The sequence below is a fragment of the Pseudarthrobacter sp. NPDC058119 genome, assembly GCF_042884655.1.
GTDB lineage: Bacteria > Actinomycetota > Actinomycetes > Actinomycetales > Micrococcaceae > Arthrobacter.
In genome coordinates this window covers 12,017-32,337 of the sequence record NZ_JBHVTN010000006.1, presented here as the reverse complement: position 1 = coordinate 32,337, position 20,321 = coordinate 12,017, and the positions used below count along the sequence as shown (strand labels likewise).

The window sequence follows — 20,321 nt, the reverse complement described above, 5'->3', positions numbered from 1 at the left end:
CCATGTTTGCCGATGACGACCCCCGGCTCTCCCAGCTGCTGGAAGGCATCGTCAAGCTTGCCTCGGGCGACCTCACGTCCCGGATAGAGGTCTCACCGGCGCGGGACGAGCTCGATGCGATCATCATGGGCACCAACCTGCTGGCCGAGGACCTGCAGGTCATCTATGAGGAACTCGAGCAGCGGGTCCAGGTCAGGACCCAGCTCCTGCACGAGGCCCACCTCGAGATGCAGAAAATGGCCATGCAGGACCCACTGACCGGGCTGGCCAACAGGTCGGCCCTCCTTGAGGCCCTCCGCACGGCACTGGAAGCCCGGGCCACTGCGGACGCCGAACGGGTGCAGGAAGGTCCTGCCATCCTCCTCATGGACCTGGACGCCTTCAAGTCCATCAACGACAGCCTGGGGCACACCGCCGGCGACCAGGTCCTGGTGACCGTGGGCGAAAGGCTCCGGACCGCGGTGCGGGCATCCGACGTCGTCGCCCGCCTGGGCGGTGACGAGTTCGCCATTGTCATGCCGTCGGCATCGGCAGACCAGGCAACCATCGTGGCGCACCGCATCCTGGCGTCCCTCAATGAACCCATTGAGCTCCCCGGCCGGAGCGTGCGCTGCGGTGCCAGCATCGGGCTCAGCGTGGGCAGCGAGGGGCGGAGCCCGGAGGACATGCTGATGGAGGCGGACGTCGCCATGTACGCCTCCAAGGCCGAAGGCCAGAACAAGCTGCACCGGTTCGAGCCGGCGCTGCTGCTGATGCGCCGGCTCCGCAGCCAGCTGGTGGATGACCTGCGGGCAGCCATCAAGAACGATGCCCTGACGCTCTACTACCAGCCGGTGGTGGAGCTTGGCACCGGACGGATCGAGGGCGTGGAGGCGCTGGTCCGGTGGAACCACCCCACCCGCGGCTTCATCATGCCGGACGAATTCATCCCCCTCGCCGAGGAGGCGGGGCTGATCTCGGAACTGGGCCTCTGGGTCCTCAGGACCGCCGTCAAGCAGCTGCGGGCCTGGATTGACGCCTCCCTGGTGGACAGCAGGTTCTCCGTGCGCATCAACATCTCCGCCACCGACCTGCAGAGCCTGCAGTTCATCGAGGACGTGCGCAACACGCTCCAGGAAACCGGCGTCCGGCCCGAACAGGTTGTCCTGGAGCTGACGGAAGTGGCAATCGTCAAGGGCAATGAGCTGGACCGGTATTCGCTGGGCGGACTCCGCGGCCTGGGCGTCGGCATCGAAATCGACGACTTCGGGACCGGCTACTCCTCCATCAGCTACCTTCGCCGCCTGCCGGTGGACCGGGTCAAGGTGGACCGGTCGCTGATCACCGGGCTGGAGAGCGACCCCAACCAGCCCGCCCTGGTGGCGGCGGTCCTGCAATTGGTGCGGGCATGCGGGCTCGAAGCGGTGTGGGAGGGCGTGGAAACGGCGGAGCAGGCCGACATACTGCGCGGCCTGGGTTGCCGGAGCGCCCAGGGCTACTATTTCAGCCGCCCCGTTCCCCCGGAACAGATTCCGGAACTCTTGGCTGACCAGCAGGAAAGCGCTAACCAGTAACGCAAAAACTACTGCGCTTTTCCGGCCGCCGTTATACGATCAGCGTGCGGTGTCTGCTTTTCGCCGCCTCGGAAATCAGGTTGGCAGCACCGTTCTTTTATAAGGCGTTTGGACATTTGAACATTTTTGGGCCATCGGGTCATTACTTCGTCAACTGGGGGCGTTGCTAATGTCGGTTCGGGTACAGGCATGGGGAATTATCGCTGCCGTGCTGGCGGATACGGATCCTGCGGGAGCCGCCGTCCGGCAGCGGCTGAGCAACAGCCTCGACGAGAATCCCGGAGTGCCCGAGCGGGCCCTCCTGGAGTATCTCCTCGAGACCCGGCGCAGCGACGCCAACATGGTGGAAACCCTGGAGGATGCCCGGGAGATGCGCCTGACGCCGCCGGCGCTTCCGCCGCAGTTCGCGGAGCAGCTGGACGCGATCCGCAGCACCTCCCGGATCAGCGCCCTGCTCGCGAACCAGATGCTGATGACCGCCTTCCAGCCGATCTATGGGCTGCAAGGGAAATCGGTGGTGGGCGCCGAAGCGCTCTCCCGCTTCGTCAGCGATGACGGCGCGGCCGCCGAGCTCTGGTTTGCCGAGGCCGCCGCCGTGGGCCTGGGTGCCAACCTGGAGTTCTCGGCGCTGGGATCCGCGGCTGCGGCCGCCCGGGACCTGCCCGGGAACCTGTATGTGTCCCTCAACATTTCGCCCACGTCCTGCATGGATCCGAGGCTGCCGGAACTGTTCGAGCACATTGACCTTCCCATCCACCGAGTGGTGCTGGAGCTGACTGAGGACATTCCGGAAGAGGAGTACCTGCAGTTCCTGTCCGCCGTCAATCCGCTGCGGGAAAATGGGCTGCGCATTGCGGTCGATGATACCCACACGGGCGCCGGCGCGCTGAGCCGCATGATCCACCTCCGGCCCGACTTCCTCAAGGTGGGCCGGAACGTGATCGGCGACGTCGACAAGGACGGCCTGCAGCGGGCGCTGGCTGCCTGCCTGGTGGACTTCACTGACCAGATCGGCATCACCCTGGTGGCCGAGGGCATCGAAACCGTGGGTGAGCTTAAGGTCCTCACCGAGCTGGGGATCAGCGCCGGACAGGGGTACCTGCTGGGCCGGCCGTCGGTGCGGCCCAAGGACTGGGCCAGCTGGAACACGCGCCTGGACGTGGACGGACTGGAGCGCCAGCTGGCGGGCCAGCCGGAACCGCGGGCCGTCCGGCGCGCGGAATCTTCCTGACCAGGCCAGGCCAGCGGCGGGGCGGCGGGCGTCCTGCGCACCGCCCCGCCTGCCGTCCCGGCGTTATTCGGAGTGGCCCTGGTCCCTGCTCATCTGCCCCTCCGCCGGGGGCGTCTCTCCCGGCGGGACTCCCCCGCCGGGTTCCAGGCCGGTGACATTGCCCTCCAGCGGATCCGGATTCGGTGAGCCGGCGGATTCCCCGCTGCGCTGTTCCGCCGGGCGTGGCTCGGCGGCACCCACCTGGTCCTTCCCCGGACGGTCGGGGTTGGCGGGGTCATTTTCCGGATGGTAAGTGCTCATTGCTTTCCTTCCTCTCCGGCTGCGGTCCGTTCCCCAGCACTGGACTAATTGTAAGCATGCTGATAATTCTGGAGGAGTAGGGCCGGAACGCCGCTGGGCGGCCGGCACGCAATGTCGGAAGGAGCAGTCACATGGGAATCGGCGACAGCATCGGCAAGGCAACAGAAAACGCCATGGAGGACCTGGCCGGGACATCCAAACCGACAGAGAAGACGGATGTGCCGGACCCGGCAGACCCGAACGATGACGTGGAAGTCCACTCATCCCTGAGCGAAGGCTCAAATGCGATGGAGGCAGAGAAGCAGAAGGCGCCCGGACTCAAGACGGGAGCCTCCCCGGACCCGGTCTCCAACAGCCCGCTGGGCGGGGATGCCGACGAAACAGGCGGCAGTGCTGCGGGCAGTGGCCGGGACCAGGACAGGGCCGCGGACGACGAAGGCCTGGCCGGGGACGCCACGGCACCCACCGAAGGGGACCGGGCCTAGCAGGCGGCCGCCGGGGGCCGATCGCCCCCGGGGCCGGCGGGCCACTGGCCGCGGGTGCGCAGTACGTCGCGGAGCAGGTCCGCCCGGTCCGTGACGATGCCGTCCACACCCAACTGGAGCAGGCGGTGCATTTCGCCGGCATCATTGATGGTCCACACGTGCACCACCAGGCCCAGATCATGCGCGCGCCGGATGAAGCCCGGGGTGACAACGGGAACCCGCCCGTAGCGGACGGGCACCTGCAGGGCGTGCACGTCCCGGAGCACCCTGCGCATCAGCCGGTGGAAGACCGGCCGTGGAAGCATGGGGCCCAGCAGCGTGAACAGGGCATTCGAGGCCACCCCCGCGGAGGAGGCCACCGGGCGGCTGAGCAGCTTGAGTACAGCCCGCCGCCGCCGGTCCGAGAAACTGGTGACCAGTACCCGGTGATGGACCTGGTGCCGCTCGATCGCGGCAGCAGTGCTCTGGACCGAGCGCCAGTCCTTCACGTCCAGGTTCAGATGCGCGTCGGGAAGCTGGGAAACCAGTTCGTCGAACGTGGGGATGGGTTCCCGGCCATTGATCCGGGCCTTTGCCACATCCGCAGCGGGCAGTTCAGCCACCTTGCCCCTGCCGTCCGTGACGCGGTCCAGGGTTTCATCATGGAACAGCAGCAGCACGCCGTCCGCGGTGGTATGCACGTCCGTTTCGAGGTACCGGAAACCGAGTTCGACGCCGGCGCGGAACGCGGCCATCGAGTTTTCCAGGCCCTCAGCCGAGAATCCCCGGTGCGCCATCCCGATGGGAAGCTGCCGCCCGGCGTCGTCAGGGTGGTCAAAGAAAGGCAGGCTCACACTGCGAGCCTACCGCCGGCGTCCGCGGGAGGAACCCGACGTCAGTCCAGGCAGCCGGTCTCGCCGCAGGGAACGATGTCCACGCCATCGCCGCAGTGCAGCAGGGTCCGGCCGCCACCAGCGTCCAGGTGGACCCAGACCGCGGTGTGGTCCGCCGTAATGGTGTCCACCACGCCGCCCGCCTCAAACCCGGGCGCGAACTGGACCCGGACCCGGTCCCCCTGGCGCAACTGCTTCCAGTGCGGAGCGGGCGTTGCTTTGCGCAGCGGCGCGTCGGCTGCGTGCTGCCTGACGTTTCTTGCCATGGTTGCCCCCTTATTGAGCCCGGCGGGAGGGTGCCTGCTCTCCACGCTTTACGGTACGGCGGGAAGGTAAACGCCAGGTGAGCGCAAGCTGTGAAGTTGGGGGCGCCGGACCCGCACGGCAGGGTCAGGAGAACTGGACGCCCAGGGCGGCGAGCCGCTCCTCCAGGACCTGGGCCACGCCGTCGTCGTCAAAATGCGGCGCCTGCTGCCCCGCCGCGCGGATGGCCTCCGGATGGCCGCTGGCCATCGCGTAGCCGTGGCCGGCCCAGCGGAGCATCTCGATGTCGTTGGGCATGTCGCCGAAGGCCACGACGTCGGCGGCGTCGATGCCCAGTGCGCCCGCGTATTCAGCGAGGGTGACGGCCTTATTCACGCCCGGCAGGGACAGTTCCAGCATGGCAACGCCCGGTGAGGAGTGGGTGGTGGCGGCCAGGTGTTCGACGGCGGGTGCCACCTCGGCGAGGAATTCGTCCGGGGTACCCTCGCGGACGATGGCAAGGAATTTGACCACCGCATCCTGGTCGGTGAGTGTGTCCCGCAGCGGTGCGGGGGTGAACTCGGCGAGGAGTTCGCTGGATTCGTTCTCGATGAAGCCCGGCTCCAGATGGAAGCCGGTGAGCGTCTCCGCGGCAAACAGGGCGGCCGGGCGGAGCGCCTTGATAATGCGCCGGACTTCCAGGACGGTGTCGATGGCCAGGGTGCGCGCGGAGACCAGGCGGTCCGCCTCGAGGTCCCAGACCACGGCACCGTTGGAGCAGATCACGCGGCCAGTGTGGCCCAGCTGCTCTTCCAGGGGGTGCAGCCAGCGGGGCGGGCGGCCGGTGACAAACACCAGTTCGACGCCGGCGTCACGGCAGGCGTGGAGAGCCCGGATGGTGCGATCGCTGATTTTTCCGTCGTGTCCGAGGATCGTTCCGTCAATATCGCTTGCCACCAACCGCATCCTGCAAGTCTACGTGGGGGTTCGGCCGGCGTCGCCCGCACCGCGGCCTCCGGACTGGATGCGCCCCTCCCTGATGCGCACGCCTCGGCCCAGTGCCCGATGTCGGTCGCGGGGACTACACTGAATCTATCGAACATATTTTCGAATAAAGGTGTGTTGTGGGCGTTATTGTCGGTCCCCGCGTGGTAGATGCGGGTGCCTCGTTGTTCTCGGTGCTGATCTCGCCAGTGGCGGTCGCAGCAGGCTTCCCGTCGCCCGCACAGGACTATTTCGACGGGCGGATCGACCTGAATGCGCACCTGATCAAGGACATCACCAGCACTTTCGTGGTCCGCGTGACCGGGGATTCCATGGAAGGAGCAGGGATCAGCGACGGCGACGAGTTGATCGTCAACCGTGCCCTTGAACCCAAGGACGGGTCCGTGGTGATCGCGGTGCTGGACGGGGAACTGACCGTTAAACGCCTGCGCATCACCGGCACCGGCGTGGTGCTGCAGGCGGAGAACCCGAAGTACCCGGACATCCGCGTACCGGCATTGTCCGAGCTGACCATCTGGGGCGTGGCCACCAGGTGCCTGCATCATGTCTAGGGAGTGGCGTGCCTAAGCCCGCCCTCATGCGGCGGATGCCGCAGATAGCGCACGTGGACGTCAACTGCTTCTACGCCTCCGCCGAGCGCGCCTTCGACCCCTCGCTGGAAGGCCGCCCGCTGGTGGTGCTGTCCAACAACGACGGCTGTGCGGTGACCCGCTCCCCCGAAGCGAAAGCCCTTGGCATCGCCACCGGCGAACCGTGGTTCAAGCTTGCGCCGAGGGCCAAGGAGTGGGGCCTGATAGCCAAGTCCAGCAACTATGAGCTGTACGGGGACATCAGCTCACGGGTCATGGAACTGCTGGGCAGGTACTCGGCATGGCTGGAGGTGTACAGCATCGACGAGGCCTTCCTGGGCGTGAAGGGCGGCCCGGAAGACCTCCTGGCCTTGGGCCGCCAAATGAAAGAGGCGGTCCGGCGGCATGTCGGGGTGCCGGTCTGCGTAGGCATCGCCCCCACCAAGACCCTGGCCAAGCTCTGCAACAAGTGGGCCAAGAACAATCCCGCTTTCGGCGGCGTCTGCCTCTGGGAGGCGGTACCGGCTGACGTCCGGGAACTCCTGACGACCCGGTTGCCTGTGGATGAGATCTGGGGCATTGCCGGCCGGCTCACCAAGCGGCTCAATGTGCTGGGAATCTTCACGGTGCAGGACCTTGTCAGGGCGGATCCGGTCATGATCCGGGACAAGTTCTCCGTAGTGCTGATGCGCACCGTTTTGGAACTGCGGGGCACGCCCTGCATCCCCATGGAGGAAGAACGCGTCGGCCGGGACCAGCTGATTTTCTCCCGTTCCTTTGCCACGCCGGTCACAACAGCCGCCGGGCTCCGGGAGGTGTTCAGCGTTTACGGGCAGCAGGCCAGCGCCAGGCTCTCCAAGCATGGACTGCAGGCAAAGGTCCTGACAGCCTTCGCTGCCACCTCGCCGTTCCGGGACCACGAGCAGGCCTATCCGTCGGTGTGCGTCCCGCTGCCCATGCCCACGGCGGACCCGCTGCTGCTCGCCCGGGCGGCGCACGCGCTGCTGCCAAACATCAAGGAAGGGCTGAAGTACGCCAAGGCGGGCCTGATGCTCACCGACCTTCGGCCCACGGGCAACCAGCCACCGCTGGAGCCGTTCGAGAACCGGCACGAGGAACGCGGCATCGGACCCCTGCTGGAGAACGTGAGCCATCGCTTCGGGCGCGGCTCGATCGGGCTGGGACACGCCGGAATCAAGTCCGGCCTGGACTGGACCATGAAACGGGATATGCGCTCACCCCGGTACACCACGCATTGGGACGAACTCCCCGTGGTCAAGGCGGCCTGACGCCCGCGGGTTCCGCCGCCGGCCGGAGGACAGGCGGCGGAACCCCTGTTCGGGCGCTAGGCCCGGGACCTGTTTTGGAGGAAGTGGAAGATCAGCACCACCACGGCCACCACCAACAGAATGTGAATGAGGCCGCCGCCGATGTTTGCGAGCAGTCCGAGGAGCCAGAGAACGGCGATGATAATAGCGATCCAAAGCAACATGAGAATCTCCTACATTGTTTTCGTTCGAATTGCTGATTGTTCAAGCCGGCGCTGCACAAAAAGCCGGCCGTAAGGAATCCACCCCTGCCTCTCGCTCCAGGCCCCCATGCCGCACGTATCCTCCACACCCACGTGGCGTGGTGGTAATCACCATATTTCAGGAATTGCCAACTGGAAACGGCATACCGACAGGAAATAGGAACGTGTCTTATGACCTGTCGTCCGCGGGGCCGCGGATAAGACGTTCCGGGACGTTTTTTGACCCCCGGCGACGCTGTATTGCGTGTCCGGGTCGCCCCGTGAACGCCCGCTACGGGATTGATTGTGGGGCCGCCGGGCCATCCGTAACCTCGTCTCAGCATCCGCCCCAGCAGAGGAGTTTCCATGGCCAACCCGCAGGACAAGAATCCGCAGAACCAGCAAGGTTCAACCCGAATCGTTGCCGGCCAGCCGGCCAAACCCAAGCGACCGGTTGGCGTGAAAATCGGGATCGCGGCTGCCGTCCTGGCCCTCATCGGCGGGGGCGCCGCCGTCGCGTCCTCAGTCAACGCCGGGGCCCCTGCGGCCACGCAGGAGGGCGCCCCCGCCGGCAACCCCGCGACCGAACTGAAACTTGGCTACTTTGGGAACGTCACCCACGCGCCCGCACTCGTCGGTGTCAGCAAGGGCTTCATCAAGGATGAACTCGGCAGCACCAAGCTCAGCACCCAGGTGTTCAACGCCGGCCCCGCCGCCATCGAGGCCCTGAATGCAGGGGCCATCGATGCCACCTATATCGGACCCAACCCGGCGATCAATTCCTTCGTGAAGAGCCAGGGCCAGTCGGTCAACATCATCGCCGGCGCCGCCGCGGGTGGCGCGCAACTGGTGGTCAAGCCGGAAATCACCTCCGCCGCGGATCTCAAGGGCAAGACCCTCGCTTCCCCGCAGCTTGGCGGAACCCAGGACGTGGCCCTGCGCGCGTGGCTTTCATCCCAGGGATACAAGACGAACGTGGACGGCAGCGGTGACGTGGCCATCAACCCCACGGAAAACGCGCAGACCCTCAAGCTGTTCCAGGACGGAAAGCTCGACGGCGCGTGGCTGCCTGAGCCATGGGCGTCACGGCTGGTGCTGAACGCCGGGGCGAAGGTGCTGGTGGATGAGAAGGACCTGTGGGACGGTTCGCTGTCCGGTAAGCCGGGCGAATTCCCCACCACCATCCTGATCGTGAACCGGAAGTTCGCTGCCGACCACCCGGACACCGTGAAGGCACTGCTGAAGGGCCACGCGAAATCGGTCGAATGGCTGAACAGCGCGTCCGCCGCTGACAAGGCGACCGTCATCAATGCAGCCCTCAAGGAAGCCGCCGGTGCCGAACTGTCGGCGGACGTCATTGACCGCTCGCTGAAGAACATCGTCTTCACCGTGGACCCGCTGGCCGGCACCTACCAGAAGCTCCTGGCCGACGGCGTGACCGCAGGCACCACCAAGCAGGCCGACATCAACGGGATCTTCGACCTGCGGGCCCTCAACAGTGTCTCCAACGTAAAGACCTCCGCCGCCGGCCTCGGGCAGGAGTAACAGCTCATCGATTGCTCCGTAAACGCCCTTTTCACCCCCGTAACGGCATCTACGGAGCAATCGATGTAACCCTCGGGACCGCTCCGTGCCCGGGACCGGCAAAGGATCCGGCGCCGCAGTCTTTCTTGCTTGAATCCTGCGCCTTTCCCGCGGTAAGGCAACGCAGCCCGCCTTTAGGCTGGGAGGGTTGGCCGGCCGGGGGGCGGCCGGGACCAGGGGGATGCCGGTGCACGGTTACGGGAATGGCAGTGATTCGCAACAGGACAGGCCGGGCGGCTACGCCCCGCCAAACGTCCGGCGTTCCCCCAGCGGACGCATCCCGCAATGGGCCATCGATGAGGCCTTCGGTAAGACGGAGGCCGCTTCGCCCTGGCGGGCGCCCGAGCCCTCTCACCGGGGCCGGAAGAAGTTCCGGGGAGGGCCCGGCCCGCGGAGCTGGTCCAAGCGGACCGTCCGGTTCCGGACGGTCCTGGGGATCGTGCTGCTTGCCGGCCTGTACTTTTCGCCGGCGCTCTTCGACCGCCTGGTCCTGCCCGCCGTCGCCCCCTACCTGCCGGGGGCGAAAATGCCGCCGCCGGGGTACGAAGCCGCCTCCGCACCGTTGGGCACGCCGCCGGCAGGCACAGGCTCCACGGCCTTCGTGCTGCAGGAGTCGCCGAGGGCGAGCCAGCCGGTCATTGCCTACGACCCGTGCCGACCGGTCCATTACGTTGTCCGTCCGGACAACGCGGTTCCAGGTGGCGACGCCCTGATCCGGGAGGCCGTGGCAGCAGTTTCCCAGGCCTCCGGGCTGCAGTTCGTCGACGACGGAGCGACAACGGAAGCGCCGTCAGATGACCGTTCGGCGTTCCAGCCGGACCGCTACGGAAAGCGGTGGGTGCCGCTGCTCATCGCCTGGTCGACGCCTGTTGAGACCCCCGGCCTCGCAGGGAATGTCGCCGGCCTCGGCGGGAGCGCCTACGTGGACGTCGCCGGCCAGCCGCTGGTCCTGGAAGCAGGGCAGGTGCGCCTTGATGCCCCCGACCTTGCCGGCATCATCACCGGCAGGCCGGACGGGGCGGCCGAGGTGCGCGCCATCATCATGCACGAGCTCGGACACGTGCTGGGCCTGGACCACGTCAATGATCCGACCCAACTGATGTACGCAGAAAACATGGGCGTCAGGGACTTCGCTGCCGGCGACCGCGCCGGCCTGGCCCTGCTGGGCAGCGGACCGTGCGTCCCGCAGCTTTAGCGACGGGCTATGCCTCTTTTTCTGCCCCGTGCATCTCCTCGCGGGTGGGCGGGTTGGCGCCCGGGCGGGACACCGTGACGGCAGCGGCGCGGGCTGCATGTTCCAGGAGTGCGGAGAGTTCCTCGACGGGAAGGCCGCGCAGGTCCTGCCGGTTCTGGGCGCCGTCCAGCTCACGGTCCACCAGGCCGGACAGCAGGGCGGCCATGAACGAGTCGCCGGCGCCCACGGTGTCCGCCACCTCCACCCGGGGCGCAGGAATGGCAGCCTCGCCGGCGCGGCACACACCCCACGGGCCTTCCGCGCCGCGGGTCACCACCACCATTGCGGGCCCCTCTTCGCCGCCCAGGGCCAGCCACTTGCGGGCCGAATCCAGCACGTCCTGTCCAGGGTAAAGCCAGGCCAGGTCCTCGTCGGATGCCTTCACCACGTCGGACAACGTCACGAACTTCTCCGCCTGCCCCCGTGCATAGTCCACGTCCGTGATGATGCTGGGCCGGCAGTTGGGATCGAAACTGATGGTGGCAGACGGGTGGGCATATTCGACGGCGGCCAGCACCTCGGTGGCACCGGGCGCCAGCATCGTGGCAATGGAGCCGGTGTGCAACAGGGTGGTTCCCTGCAGCATGAAGCCCAGCCGGTCTGCCACGTGCGGCAGCTCCCAGGCGAGGTCGAACGTGTAGGTGGCGGCGCCGTCGTCGCCAATCAGTGCGGTGGCCACGCTGGTGGGCAGCTCATCCGGGGGCATGGGCAGCATGACGGAGCTGGCGCGCAGGTGCGCCGCCACCGAGTCGCCGTAGGCGTCCCTGCCGTAACGGCCGATGAACTGCACCGGGTGGTCCAGCCGGGCCAGGCCCACCGCGACATTCAGGGGGCTACCGCCCACGTGGGCCTCGATTCCGGAAGCGCGCTGGACAACGTCAACAAGGCCTTCGCCGATCACTGTGAGCATGGTCATACTCTGCCAGATAGAGTTGTGCGTCAGCAGTTCGTGTCAGCCGAGCAGCGTTCCAACCAGTTCGCGGCACGTCACATAAGCGTCCGCGGCGGGATCGATGAGTGCGAAGTGGTCCCCGGGCACCGTGACCAGTTGCGCCGGGACGGGCCCGGAGCGGCTGGCGTCCACGTATGTCGTGGACATGCTCGGCGGCACATCGGTGTCTTCCGTCGCGTGGACGGCGTAGACCGGAACGTCCAGGGGCAGCGCTGCCATGGGGTCGGCCATGCGGTGGCGCCCGGGGAAGGCCGCGGGGGGTCCGCCCAGCAGGTTGCCCACGGCGCCGTTGCTGAGGCCCAGCTTTTCGGCTTCGGCCAGGTTCAGTACGCCGGACTGGCTGACCACCCCGGTGAGGCGGACGCCGTCGTTCATGTTCTGCAGGCCGCCCTCCGCCCCCAGGCCGCCCAGCCGGTCCCTGCCCGCCGCCCACACCGCCAGGTGGCCGCCGGCGGAATGGCCCAGCGCCACCACTTTGCCCAGGTCCAGCGAGTGCGGCCCTGCGAGAGTGGCAAGCTTATCGATGCCCGCGAGGATGTCCTGGAAGGTTGCCGGCCAGCCCCCGCCGTTTCCGGCACGGCGGTACTCCAGGTTCCAGGCGGCCATGCCGTGTTCCGCGAGGTCCATCGCCAGTGGCTCCCCCAGTTCGGCGCCGTACGTGGACCGCCAGTAGCCGCCGTGGATCACCACCACCACGCCCCGGTGTATCCCGCCGGCCGGAAGTTCCGGAAGGAAAAGCTCGCCCCACTGGCTGGGGTCCTGGCCGTACTGGTATTTATGCCGCTCCACCTTGCCGACACTACAGTCGCCTGCCGGTGGCCTCGTGTCACACTGGCCCACTTTTGGGACGGCACCGGCGGAAACTCCACGGGTTTCGGCGGCCCCGGCCGTGATAACTGGGCCAGTCCGACTGTACTGCCGGGAGCCCGTTTAGCCGGTGGCCCTTGTGGGCACGGTTCCAGGCATGGAGAAGGCTGAAGCAACGACCCAGGAATCCACTGTCGAGGAATGGACACGCGCGCTGGCGGAGTCGACGGGTTCACCGGGCGGCGGCGCCGGGACCGGCCTGATGCTGGCGGTGGCAGCATCACTCACCTCAATGGTCGCGGGCTACAGCGAGGACGACGGCGGGCAGCCGGCGGAGATACGGACCCGCGCGCAGACGCTGCGCCGGGAAGCCCTGCAGCTGGCCGATGACGATGCGTCCGCCTCCAAAGCCTTCGGTGCTGCCTTCCGGCTGGACCCGGGGCCGGAACGGGACGAGGCAATCCGCCGCGCGTCGGTGGACGCCGCCAAAGCGTCCGCTGTCCTCGGCGAGCGGGCCATCCAGGCCATCGACGACCTCGCCTGGCTGGCCACCCACGGCAACCGGGCACTGGTCGCGGACGTCGTTGTTGCGTTCGGCGCCCTCCGGGCCGCCGTGGCAGGCGCCCGCACTAATGTCAGCTTCGACCTTGGCTCCCTCCGCTCCACCGGGGACAGCCTGGACACGGTGCGTCAACAGCAGCCGGACCTGTGGGCCGCGGTCCAGAAACTCAATGGAGCCATGGACCGCATCGACGCCCTCACCGCAGGCATCGACCACCGCGCCGCCCCAACAGACGCAGCCTGAGTGGTTGGACTCTGCCGCAGGGCTGTGCTTATGGTGGGCAGCATTGTTTGCAGGTAAGGCCGGGGGGAGGCGTAGGACATGGAGCAAAGGCTTGCGGCGTGGGCCTTCCTCCGCCCCCTTTTGCTCGCCGTGGCCGCGGCAGCGGCATGGATCGCCCTGTCCGCTGCGGGCGCCTCTGCTGATTCCGGCGCTCCCGGCGACACGCTCCCGCTTGCCGCCCCTCCCGCCGTGGAAACGGTCACCAACGCAGCCCCAGCCCCTGCGGCAGTGCCGTCCCTCCAATCGGCGGCCAAGGACGCTACCGCCCTGGCTGACCACGTTGCGGAGACTGTCCCGGTGGTCAACACCGTCGTCCCGGAAGGAACGGTAGCCGCAGCAGTGGATCCGGCCCTGGGCACGGTGGACCGTGTTGTTGGCGGGACCGTGGTTCCGGTGGCCGGCGCGGTCCTCGAACCACTAGCCAAACCACTGACCCCGGTCCTTAACCCTGTTCTCAGCGCCGTCCCCCTGCCTGCGACCGTGGCGGCCGGAGAACAGCCGGCCGCAGCGCCCCTCCCGCCGGTTGCCGGTGCGCCGCAGGCCGGAGAGGGCGCACCCGCGGGGCCAGCCGAATCGGTGGCTGCGCCCACGGGCATTGCGCCGGGTTCAGCCCTGGCCGGGCCGCCGCACACCCTGCAGCCCCTGCACGCCGCCGGCGCGCCCCAACTGCCGGGGGCGGATCCGCACAACACGCCGATGCACGAGCCCTTTGATGCCCTGCCCGGCACCGCTGCCGGCGGAAGCGGTTCATCCAGCGGCAATGTTTGGGGCATGCCCGCATGGCTCGAGGCCCATAACCTGCGGATCCCCGGGACCGGCCCCTCCAGAATCCAAGGCAGTTCGCCCAAGGCAACGCCACCGGTGTCCTTCGACCCCGGATCATCTCCTGACTAGTGAGGGCCCTCCGCGTATCCCAGCGCGAATGAGCCAGTCACGGGCTAAGCAGTAGGCCCGATCCAACGTTCAGGAGAACCCCAAATGATGCACCGCACTATCCGTGGATGCCTGCTCAGCGCCGTCATCGCAGGCGGCCTGATGGGCGCCAATGGCGCAGCCGCCAACGCCTCCGCCACCCCGCCATCGGCACCGCTCACAATCTCAACTGGCCACACCCCAACCCCGCCCGTCAGCGTGCACCTCGGGGAGGCGCCTGCCAAGGCAGTACCCGCCGCCCCGGAACCAGGGACCACGCCGGCCACCGGCGTTAATTCCGGGCTGTTGGGCGTGGGCGTGCTGCTTGTGGTCTTCGGCGGCGTGCTGGCCCTGCTCCTGGGCCGGAAGCGCGGCTGACCGGCGCTGGTCGCCGGCGTCGAAATTGAACACCAGGGACGACGACGGCGCGCCGGGCCTGCCTCTTCCGGTCACCCTTGCGCTGCTTCGGGCGTGCCCTCCAGGCGTCCCAGGAAAGTCACCTCAGCGGCACTGAGGTGCCTCCCTGCGCTGGCCCGGACGCGGGGAGGTTCGCTGCGCCCGTCATCGATGGGTTGACACCCTCCCACTTATGTCTAATGCTTAAACGAAAGTTTGTGCAGTGGCGCACACTCGATCGGAGCATTCAATGAACGACCCGAAAATCCATCCCCACCGACGGCCCGTTTCCCGCAGAAGCCTCCTTTTGGCCGGGCTGGGAACGGCCATGTCGGCCCCCTTCCTCGCATCCTGTGCAGGTTTCGATACCAGTGGCGCAGCAGCCGGCCAGGGAACCGTCGGCTTCCTCTCCACCCAGTTCACGCCCGTGGAGGAAAAGCAGCGGTACGAGGCCGTACTCAAGAAATTTGCGAAGGTCCCCACCGCGTACAACTCCGTGGATCCCGGTGTCTTCGCCTCCACGGTGACCTCCCAGGCGAGCGCCGGCAACGTGAAGACGTCGCTCCTGGGCGGACTCCATGGGGAGCTCGCTCCGCTGGCCGATTCGCTGGAGGATGTCGATGGCCTCCTCAGGGATTTGTCCGGCCGCGGCTTCACCAAGGAGATGCTGGAGCTGACCAAGGTGGGCGGCTCAACCTCGCGGTACGTCCCCTGGATGCAGGCAACCTACGTGGTGGCGGTGAACAAGAAGGCCCTGGAGTGGCTGCCCCCGGGCGTGGACGTCAACGACCTTACCTACGAGGGCTACCTCGCCTGGGCCAAAGCGGCCAAACAAGGAGCCGGACGCCCCGTCTTCGGCATGCCCGCCGGTCCGAAAGGCCTGCACCACCGCTTCTACCAGGGATTCCTGCTGCCCAGCTTCACCGGCGGGCAAATCACCACGTTCCGGAACCAGGATGCCGTTGCCGGGTGGGACTACATGCAGGAACTGTGGTCCGCCATGGCGCCCGCCTCCACCAACTATGACTACATGCAGGAACCCCTGGCGCGGGGCGAAGTCCTGGTGGCCTGGGACCATGTGGCCCGCCTGGTCAATGCCCCTGCCGACAAGCCGGACGACTGGCTGATGGTCCCCGCACCCCGTGGCCCCAAGGGACGCGGGTACATGCTGATCATCGCCGGGATGGCCCTGCCCAAGAACGGCAAGGACCGCGACCTCGCGGAGAAGGCCATCCGCGCCCTGACCGAACCGGCGTCCCAGATCGAAACCCTCCGAAGCAACGCCTTCTTCCCCGTGGTCCAAACGGAGCTTCCCTCCGACTTGACCGGCGCCATCGCCCTGGAAGCTGCCGCAGTCCGCCGGCAGCAACGGTCAGCCGGCGCCCTCCTCGCCCTTCCCCCGGTGGGCCTCGGCGCCAAAGAGGGCGAAGTGTCACAGATCTTCAAAAACTGCTTCCAGCAGATTTGCCTGGAGACCCGGCCCATCCAGCAGGTCCTCGATACGCAGGCGACGCAGTTGAACACCATCCTGAAGGGCTTGAATGTTCCCTGCTGGGCGCCCGATCCAATTTCCACCAAGTGCGAGGTAGCGTAATGGCTGTACAGGCACCCCCCACCCCCGCGGCAACCGCCGCACCGCCACGTCCGCGCCGAATACCGCCCGCCGTCCTGCTGATAGCCCCCTCGGTGGTATTCATGGCGCTCCTGCTGGGGTGGCCCGTCATCCAGGGCGTCCTGCAGGCCTTCCGAAGCGACCAGGGTTTCACCCTGGAATTCGTGAACCGCATGGTGCAGGACCCGTACTTCTGGCCCGCGGTGCGTAACACGCTGCTGCTGATCGTGGTGATGATTCCGCTGCAATTCGCCCTCGCCATTGCCATGGCTTTGATGCTGCGGAGCAATCCCCGGCTTCACAAGGTCCACTTCTTCGTCTGGGCCATACCGCTGGCGCTCAGCGACCTGGCGGCCGGCCTGGTCTGGCTCGCGATCTTCAACGACCGCGGGTACCTGAACTCGGTCCTTTCCTGGTTCGGGCTGCAGGGCACCTCCTGGCTGGCCTACGACAACCAAGCCAGCATGTTCATCTGCGTCCTCATCGCAGAACTTTGGCGCGCAACCGCCCTGGTGCTGATCATCGTGGTGGCAGGGCTGCAGGGCATCCCCAAGGACTACGACGAGGCCGCGCAGGTATTCGGCGCCACGTTCTGGCAGCGCCTCCGGCACGTCACACTGCCGCTGTTGAAGCCGAGCCTGCAGGTGGCGCTGATCCTGCGGACCATCCTCGCGTTCCAGACCTTCGCGGTGGCCCAGGCGTTGACGGGACAGAACTTCCCCTTGGTGGTCGGCGAAACGTACCGCTGGTACACCGGGCTGCAGAACCCCAATGTCGCGGCGGCGCTGGCACTGGTCATCCTCGTTGTATCGATGCTGACCTCGATCTTCTACCTGCGGGCGCTCCGCGCAAAGAACCAGGGAGGGCTCCGATGAGCACCACTGTGGACACCACACCCATCGCCCGGCGGAAGCGGAACCGGATTCTGCTGCAAACCGCCTGCGTCACCGTCTCGCTCTTCATGCTGGTCCCGATCTACCTCATTTCGCTGGCGGCGCTTTCCACCCGTGAATCGCTCAATGAGTTCCCGTTGTCACTCCTGCCAACGAACCTTTCGGCGGACACGCTGCAGGCATTCCTCGGCTCCACAGGCATCTTCGGCGCCTTGGGAAACTCCCTGATTGTCGGCGCGGGAACGCTCCTGCTGTCAGCACTGATCGGAGTTCCGGCAGGATATGCGCTGGCCAGGTTCACTTTCCCCGGCAAGGACCCCTACCAGCTGTTCCTGCTGTTCACGCGGGCCCTCCCGATCGTGGTGCTGTCTGTACCGTTGGCCAGGCTCTTCCTCACGGTGGACATCTACGACACCACTTACGCCGTCATCCTGCTCCACACGGCGTTGGCGCTGCCCACCACCATCCTGATCTCGGCCAGCGTATTCCTGAGCGTCCCCGTTGACGTTGAGGAAGCTGCCCGGCTGTTCGGCTGCTCGCCGCTGGGGGCGTTTGCCCGGGTGGTGCTGCCGATGGCGCTGCCGGGCCTTGCCGCGGCCTCGATCTTCACGTTCGTCATGTCCTGGAACGAAGTGCTGGGCGCTTCCATCCTCACCCTCGACCACCGCACCCTGCCCGCGCAGGTCCTCGGCTCGCTGTCGGACTCACCCCTGGCCTACAGGTTCGCGGGCGGCTTCGCCCTGGTCATCCCCTCCATCATTTTCATCGCCTTGATGCGCCGGTACCTCACCAACATGTGGGGCTCGACCATCCGCTAGGCCCCCCGCTTACCCCATTTTAAGAAGGAGCCGATAGTGGCTGACATCCAGATCTCCAACCTCGTCAAGACTTATCCGGGCGGATCCGAACGCGCAACGGATGACGTGTCCCTGTCCATCCGGGATGGTGAATTCACCGTCCTCCTTGGCCCTTCCGGCTGCGGAAAAACCACCCTGCTACGGATGATCGCCGGACTCGAACTGCCGGACTCCGGCTCCATCTCCATCGGCGGCCGTGACGTCACCTACCTGCCGCCCAACAAGCGCAACCTGTCCATGGTGTTCCAGTCCTACGCCGTGTTCCCGCACCGGAAGGTCCGGTACAACATCGGGTTCGGGCTGCGGATGGCGAAGGTTCCGGCCGACGAAATCGAACGCAAGGTCCAGTGGGCTGCGGATCTCCTCCAGCTTGGCCCCTACCTGGACCGCCTGCCCGCCAACCTGTCAGGGGGCCAGCGGCAGAGGGTGGCCGTGGCCCGGGCTATCGTCATGGATGCCGATGTGCTGCTGATGGATGAGCCGTTGTCCAACCTTGACGCCCTGCTGCGCCTGACCTTTCGGTCCGAGCTCAAGAAGATCGTCCAGGACCTCGGGACCACCACGGTCTACGTCACGCACGACCAAAGCGAAGCACTTTCCCTCGGCGACCAGGTGGCGGTCATGCGTAAGGGCCGGATTGCGCAGCTGGGCGACCCGCTGGACGTCTACGACGCGCCCGCCGACCGGTTCGTGGGCGGCTTCATCGGTTCCCCGCCGATGAACTTCCTGGACGCAGCAGTCAGCCACGACGGCGGCACCCTGGTCCTGGGCGAACAGCAGCTCATGGCACCGTCCATCCTGCGGTCCTTCGCTGGCAAGGACGTCCTCCTTGGGGTCCGCGCCGAAAACGTCACGGTCAACAGCAGCCGGTCTTCCGCCGACGTGGCCGCCACGGTCCTGGTGGTGGAACCAATGGGATCCACCATCCTGCTCACCGTTGAGGTGGACGGGCACACCCTCAAGGTGCAGGCACCGCCCACCTTCAGGGCGGCACCCCGCCAGACCATCTGGCTGGGCTTCGCCCCCAACACCATGCGCGTCTATGACCGCGAAACGTCAATGGCACTGGAGGCCTCATGAACCCGACCCGTTCCCTGTCCATGGAAGAACTGCGCTCAGCGGCTGTCGAGGTCCTCAGGGTCAACGACCTGGGCACCATGACCAGCGCCGCCCCCAACCTGTACCCCCATATGTGGAGCTGGGACGCGGCCTTCGTTGCCATCGGACTGGCCCGCACCAGCGTTCCCCGGGCTGTCACGGAGCTGCGAAGCCTCCTCAAGGCGCAGTGGTCCACGGGGATGATTCCGCACATCGTCTTCAGCGACAACGACACCGGATACTTCCCCGGCTTCGACCGCTGGGGAACCGAAGGCGCGGCGGCCCGGCCGGAAGGCATCAAGAGCAGCGGCATCTGCCAGCCGCCCGTCCACGCCATCGCCCTGCGCCACATCGTGGACCGCGGACGGGAGAACGGCGGCGCGGACCAGGAGGTGGCCGAGGCGTTCCTGGCCGAATCCTTTGACGGCTGGTTGGCGTGGCACCGCTGGCTGGCGACGGTCCGCGACCCCGACGGCGTCGGCCTCGTGGAAATCCACCACGGGTGGGAATCGGGTTTCGACAACTCGCCCCGCTGGGACGGCCCCTACTCGCGGATCGTGCCGGGAACCGTACCGCCGTTCACGCGGCGGGACACCCTGCACGTGGCGGACGCCAGCGAACGGCCGGATGACACCGAATACACCAAGTACCTGTGGCTGGTGCAGCAAATGGCCGGGGTTGGATTTGATGACGCCGCCGTGCAGGATGCCGTGGACTTCCGTGTCCGCGACGTCTTCTTTTCCGCCATCCTGGCGGCCTCCAGCGATGTCCTCGCCGGACTTGCCGATGAGCTCGGCCGGGACCACGAGGCCGGCGAGCTGCGGGACATGGCCGCCCGGTTCCGGGAGGGCGTGGCCTCAACGGTGGACCCGGCCACCGGGTTGGCCCGCGATTACGACGTACTGGCCCGGGAGTGGATCGGCACCGAGACTGTCTCGGGATTCGCTCCCCTCGTCGCCGGCGGCGACCCTGCCCTTCTCACAGCCCAGCGGGAACTCCTGCGCGGCCCCCGGTGGATGGGGTTCCCGGGCCTCCGCTTCCCGCTGCCGCCTTCCACCTCCCCGGCCAGTGAGGCCTTCCGGCCGCGGACGTACTGGCGGGGACCCGTGTGGCCTTTCCTCAACCTGCTCCTTGGCTGGGCCTGCGCCCGCGACCGCGAGTCCGGGCTGTTCGAAACGCTGCGGTCAGCGTCCCTTGAACAGCTTTCCGACCTCCAGTTCGGCGAGTACTACGAGCCGTTCACCGCCGAGCCCCTCGGGAGCCTCTCCCAGGCATGGACCGCGGCCGCGGCGCTGGAGTGGATGGGATCGGAGCAGGGGGCCAACCAGGGGAAGTAGGCTGGGGAACCGTGAAAGGGGGCCGGA

At 67.1% G+C, this 20,321-nt stretch carries 22 protein-coding genes; 15 read left to right on the top strand and 7 right to left on the bottom strand.

What is annotated here, in order from left to right; translation table 11 throughout:
• The first annotated feature begins 2 nt into the window (after positions 1-2).
• Positions 3-1,553, top strand: a complete 1,551-nt coding sequence (locus tag ACFVTD_RS13535; RefSeq protein ID WP_387563700.1) for a putative bifunctional diguanylate cyclase/phosphodiesterase — start codon at positions 3-5, stop codon at positions 1,551-1,553.
• A gap of 169 nt (positions 1,554-1,722) precedes the next feature.
• A complete protein-coding gene (locus ACFVTD_RS13530) occupies positions 1,723-2,784 on the top strand; it encodes an EAL domain-containing protein (RefSeq protein ID WP_387563697.1) in 1,062 nt (353 codons plus the stop codon).
• Positions 2,785-2,847: 63 nt separating this feature from the next.
• Here ACFVTD_RS13530 and ACFVTD_RS13525 read toward each other — a convergent pair whose 3' ends face one another.
• Positions 2,848-3,084, bottom strand: coding sequence for a DUF6480 family protein (locus ACFVTD_RS13525; RefSeq protein WP_387563694.1), 237 nt, complete (start codon positions 3,082-3,084; stop codon positions 2,848-2,850).
• A gap of 131 nt (positions 3,085-3,215) precedes the next feature.
• On the opposite strand from ACFVTD_RS13525, the gene ACFVTD_RS13520 reads away from it, so the two are divergent.
• On the top strand, positions 3,216-3,569 hold the full coding sequence (locus ACFVTD_RS13520; protein WP_387563691.1) for a hypothetical protein: 354 nt from the start codon (positions 3,216-3,218) through the stop codon (positions 3,567-3,569).
• On the opposite strand, the gene ACFVTD_RS13515 is transcribed toward ACFVTD_RS13520, so the two are convergent.
• From ACFVTD_RS13515 to ACFVTD_RS13505, 3 genes are all read right to left on the bottom strand, one after another.
• Positions 3,566-4,402 (bottom strand): glycerophosphodiester phosphodiesterase, encoded by an 837-nt coding sequence (locus tag ACFVTD_RS13515; RefSeq protein ID WP_387563688.1) that lies wholly within the window; start codon positions 4,400-4,402, stop codon positions 3,566-3,568. The two genes, ACFVTD_RS13520 and ACFVTD_RS13515, sit on opposite strands and share 4 nt — an antisense overlap.
• Before the next feature lie 41 nt (positions 4,403-4,443).
• Positions 4,444-4,707 carry a hypothetical protein gene (locus ACFVTD_RS13510; protein ID WP_387563685.1) on the bottom strand — a complete coding sequence of 88 codons (264 nt, stop codon included), beginning with the start codon at positions 4,705-4,707 and terminating at the stop codon, positions 4,444-4,446.
• A gap of 124 nt (positions 4,708-4,831) precedes the next feature.
• Positions 4,832-5,650 (bottom strand): HAD family hydrolase, encoded by an 819-nt coding sequence (locus ACFVTD_RS13505; RefSeq protein ID WP_387563682.1) that lies wholly within the window; start codon positions 5,648-5,650, stop codon positions 4,832-4,834.
• A 158-nt stretch (positions 5,651-5,808) separates the two neighbouring features.
• Between ACFVTD_RS13505 and ACFVTD_RS13500 the strand changes: the two genes are divergently transcribed.
• A complete protein-coding gene (locus tag ACFVTD_RS13500; RefSeq protein WP_141158651.1) occupies positions 5,809-6,240 on the top strand; it encodes a LexA family transcriptional regulator in 432 nt (143 codons plus the stop codon).
• Between the two features lie 26 nt (positions 6,241-6,266).
• Positions 6,267-7,547, top strand: a complete 1,281-nt coding sequence (locus ACFVTD_RS13495; protein WP_387564387.1) for a Y-family DNA polymerase — start codon at positions 6,267-6,269, stop codon at positions 7,545-7,547.
• A 56-nt stretch (positions 7,548-7,603) separates the two neighbouring features.
• Here the strand turns inward: ACFVTD_RS13495 and ACFVTD_RS13490 are convergent, their stop codons facing one another.
• Complete coding sequence (locus tag ACFVTD_RS13490; RefSeq protein ID WP_387563679.1) at positions 7,604-7,750, bottom strand: lmo0937 family membrane protein; 147 nt, start codon at positions 7,748-7,750, stop codon at positions 7,604-7,606.
• Positions 7,751-8,134: 384 nt separating this feature from the next.
• Between ACFVTD_RS13490 and ACFVTD_RS13485 the strand changes: the two genes are divergently transcribed.
• Both ACFVTD_RS13485 and ACFVTD_RS13480 read left to right on the top strand, forming a co-directional pair.
• Positions 8,135-9,313, top strand: coding sequence for an ABC transporter substrate-binding protein (locus ACFVTD_RS13485; protein WP_387563676.1), 1,179 nt, complete (start codon positions 8,135-8,137; stop codon positions 9,311-9,313).
• A 220-nt stretch (positions 9,314-9,533) separates the two neighbouring features.
• A complete protein-coding gene (locus ACFVTD_RS13480) occupies positions 9,534-10,547 on the top strand; it encodes a matrixin family metalloprotease (RefSeq protein WP_387563673.1) in 1,014 nt (337 codons plus the stop codon).
• Between the two features lie 7 nt (positions 10,548-10,554).
• On the opposite strand, the gene ACFVTD_RS13475 is transcribed toward ACFVTD_RS13480, so the two are convergent.
• Positions 10,555-11,496, bottom strand: a complete 942-nt coding sequence (locus tag ACFVTD_RS13475) for a carbohydrate kinase (RefSeq protein ID WP_387563670.1) — start codon at positions 11,494-11,496, stop codon at positions 10,555-10,557.
• Positions 11,497-11,538: 42 nt separating this feature from the next.
• On the bottom strand, positions 11,539-12,327 hold the full coding sequence (locus tag ACFVTD_RS13470) for an alpha/beta hydrolase (protein ID WP_387563667.1): 789 nt from the start codon (positions 12,325-12,327) through the stop codon (positions 11,539-11,541).
• A gap of 175 nt (positions 12,328-12,502) precedes the next feature.
• Here ACFVTD_RS13470 and ACFVTD_RS13465 point away from each other — a divergent pair, with 175 nt between their 5' ends.
• The 8 genes from ACFVTD_RS13465 to ACFVTD_RS13430 all read left to right on the top strand — a co-directional run bounded on the left by ACFVTD_RS13465 (position 12,503) and on the right by ACFVTD_RS13430 (position 20,294).
• Positions 12,503-13,150: a cyclodeaminase/cyclohydrolase family protein gene (locus tag ACFVTD_RS13465; protein ID WP_387563664.1), complete on the top strand. Its 648-nt coding sequence runs from the start codon at positions 12,503-12,505 to the stop codon at positions 13,148-13,150.
• 78 nt (positions 13,151-13,228) lie between these two features.
• Positions 13,229-14,083: a hypothetical protein gene (locus ACFVTD_RS13460; protein ID WP_387563661.1), complete on the top strand. Its 855-nt coding sequence runs from the start codon at positions 13,229-13,231 to the stop codon at positions 14,081-14,083.
• An 84-nt stretch (positions 14,084-14,167) separates the two neighbouring features.
• A complete protein-coding gene (locus ACFVTD_RS13455) occupies positions 14,168-14,479 on the top strand; it encodes a hypothetical protein (RefSeq protein ID WP_387563658.1) in 312 nt (103 codons plus the stop codon).
• A gap of 346 nt (positions 14,480-14,825) precedes the next feature.
• The gene (locus ACFVTD_RS13450) at positions 14,826-16,091 is read left to right on the top strand and encodes an ABC transporter substrate-binding protein (RefSeq protein WP_387563655.1); all 1,266 of its coding nucleotides are present in this window, start codon (positions 14,826-14,828) and stop codon (positions 16,089-16,091) included.
• The gene (locus ACFVTD_RS13445; protein ID WP_387563652.1) at positions 16,091-16,984 is read left to right on the top strand and encodes a carbohydrate ABC transporter permease; all 894 of its coding nucleotides are present in this window, start codon (positions 16,091-16,093) and stop codon (positions 16,982-16,984) included. Before ACFVTD_RS13450 ends, ACFVTD_RS13445 begins: the two co-directional genes overlap by 1 nt.
• Positions 16,981-17,820 carry a carbohydrate ABC transporter permease gene (locus ACFVTD_RS13440; RefSeq protein ID WP_387563649.1) on the top strand — a complete coding sequence of 280 codons (840 nt, stop codon included), beginning with the start codon at positions 16,981-16,983 and terminating at the stop codon, positions 17,818-17,820. Before ACFVTD_RS13445 ends, ACFVTD_RS13440 begins: the two co-directional genes overlap by 4 nt.
• 36 nt (positions 17,821-17,856) lie before the next feature.
• Positions 17,857-18,939 carry an ABC transporter ATP-binding protein gene (locus tag ACFVTD_RS13435; protein WP_387563646.1) on the top strand — a complete coding sequence of 361 codons (1,083 nt, stop codon included), beginning with the start codon at positions 17,857-17,859 and terminating at the stop codon, positions 18,937-18,939.
• Complete coding sequence (locus ACFVTD_RS13430; RefSeq protein WP_387563643.1) at positions 18,936-20,294, top strand: glycogen debranching protein; 1,359 nt, start codon at positions 18,936-18,938, stop codon at positions 20,292-20,294. Before ACFVTD_RS13435 ends, ACFVTD_RS13430 begins: the two co-directional genes overlap by 4 nt.
• Positions 20,295-20,321 lie beyond the last annotated feature (27 nt).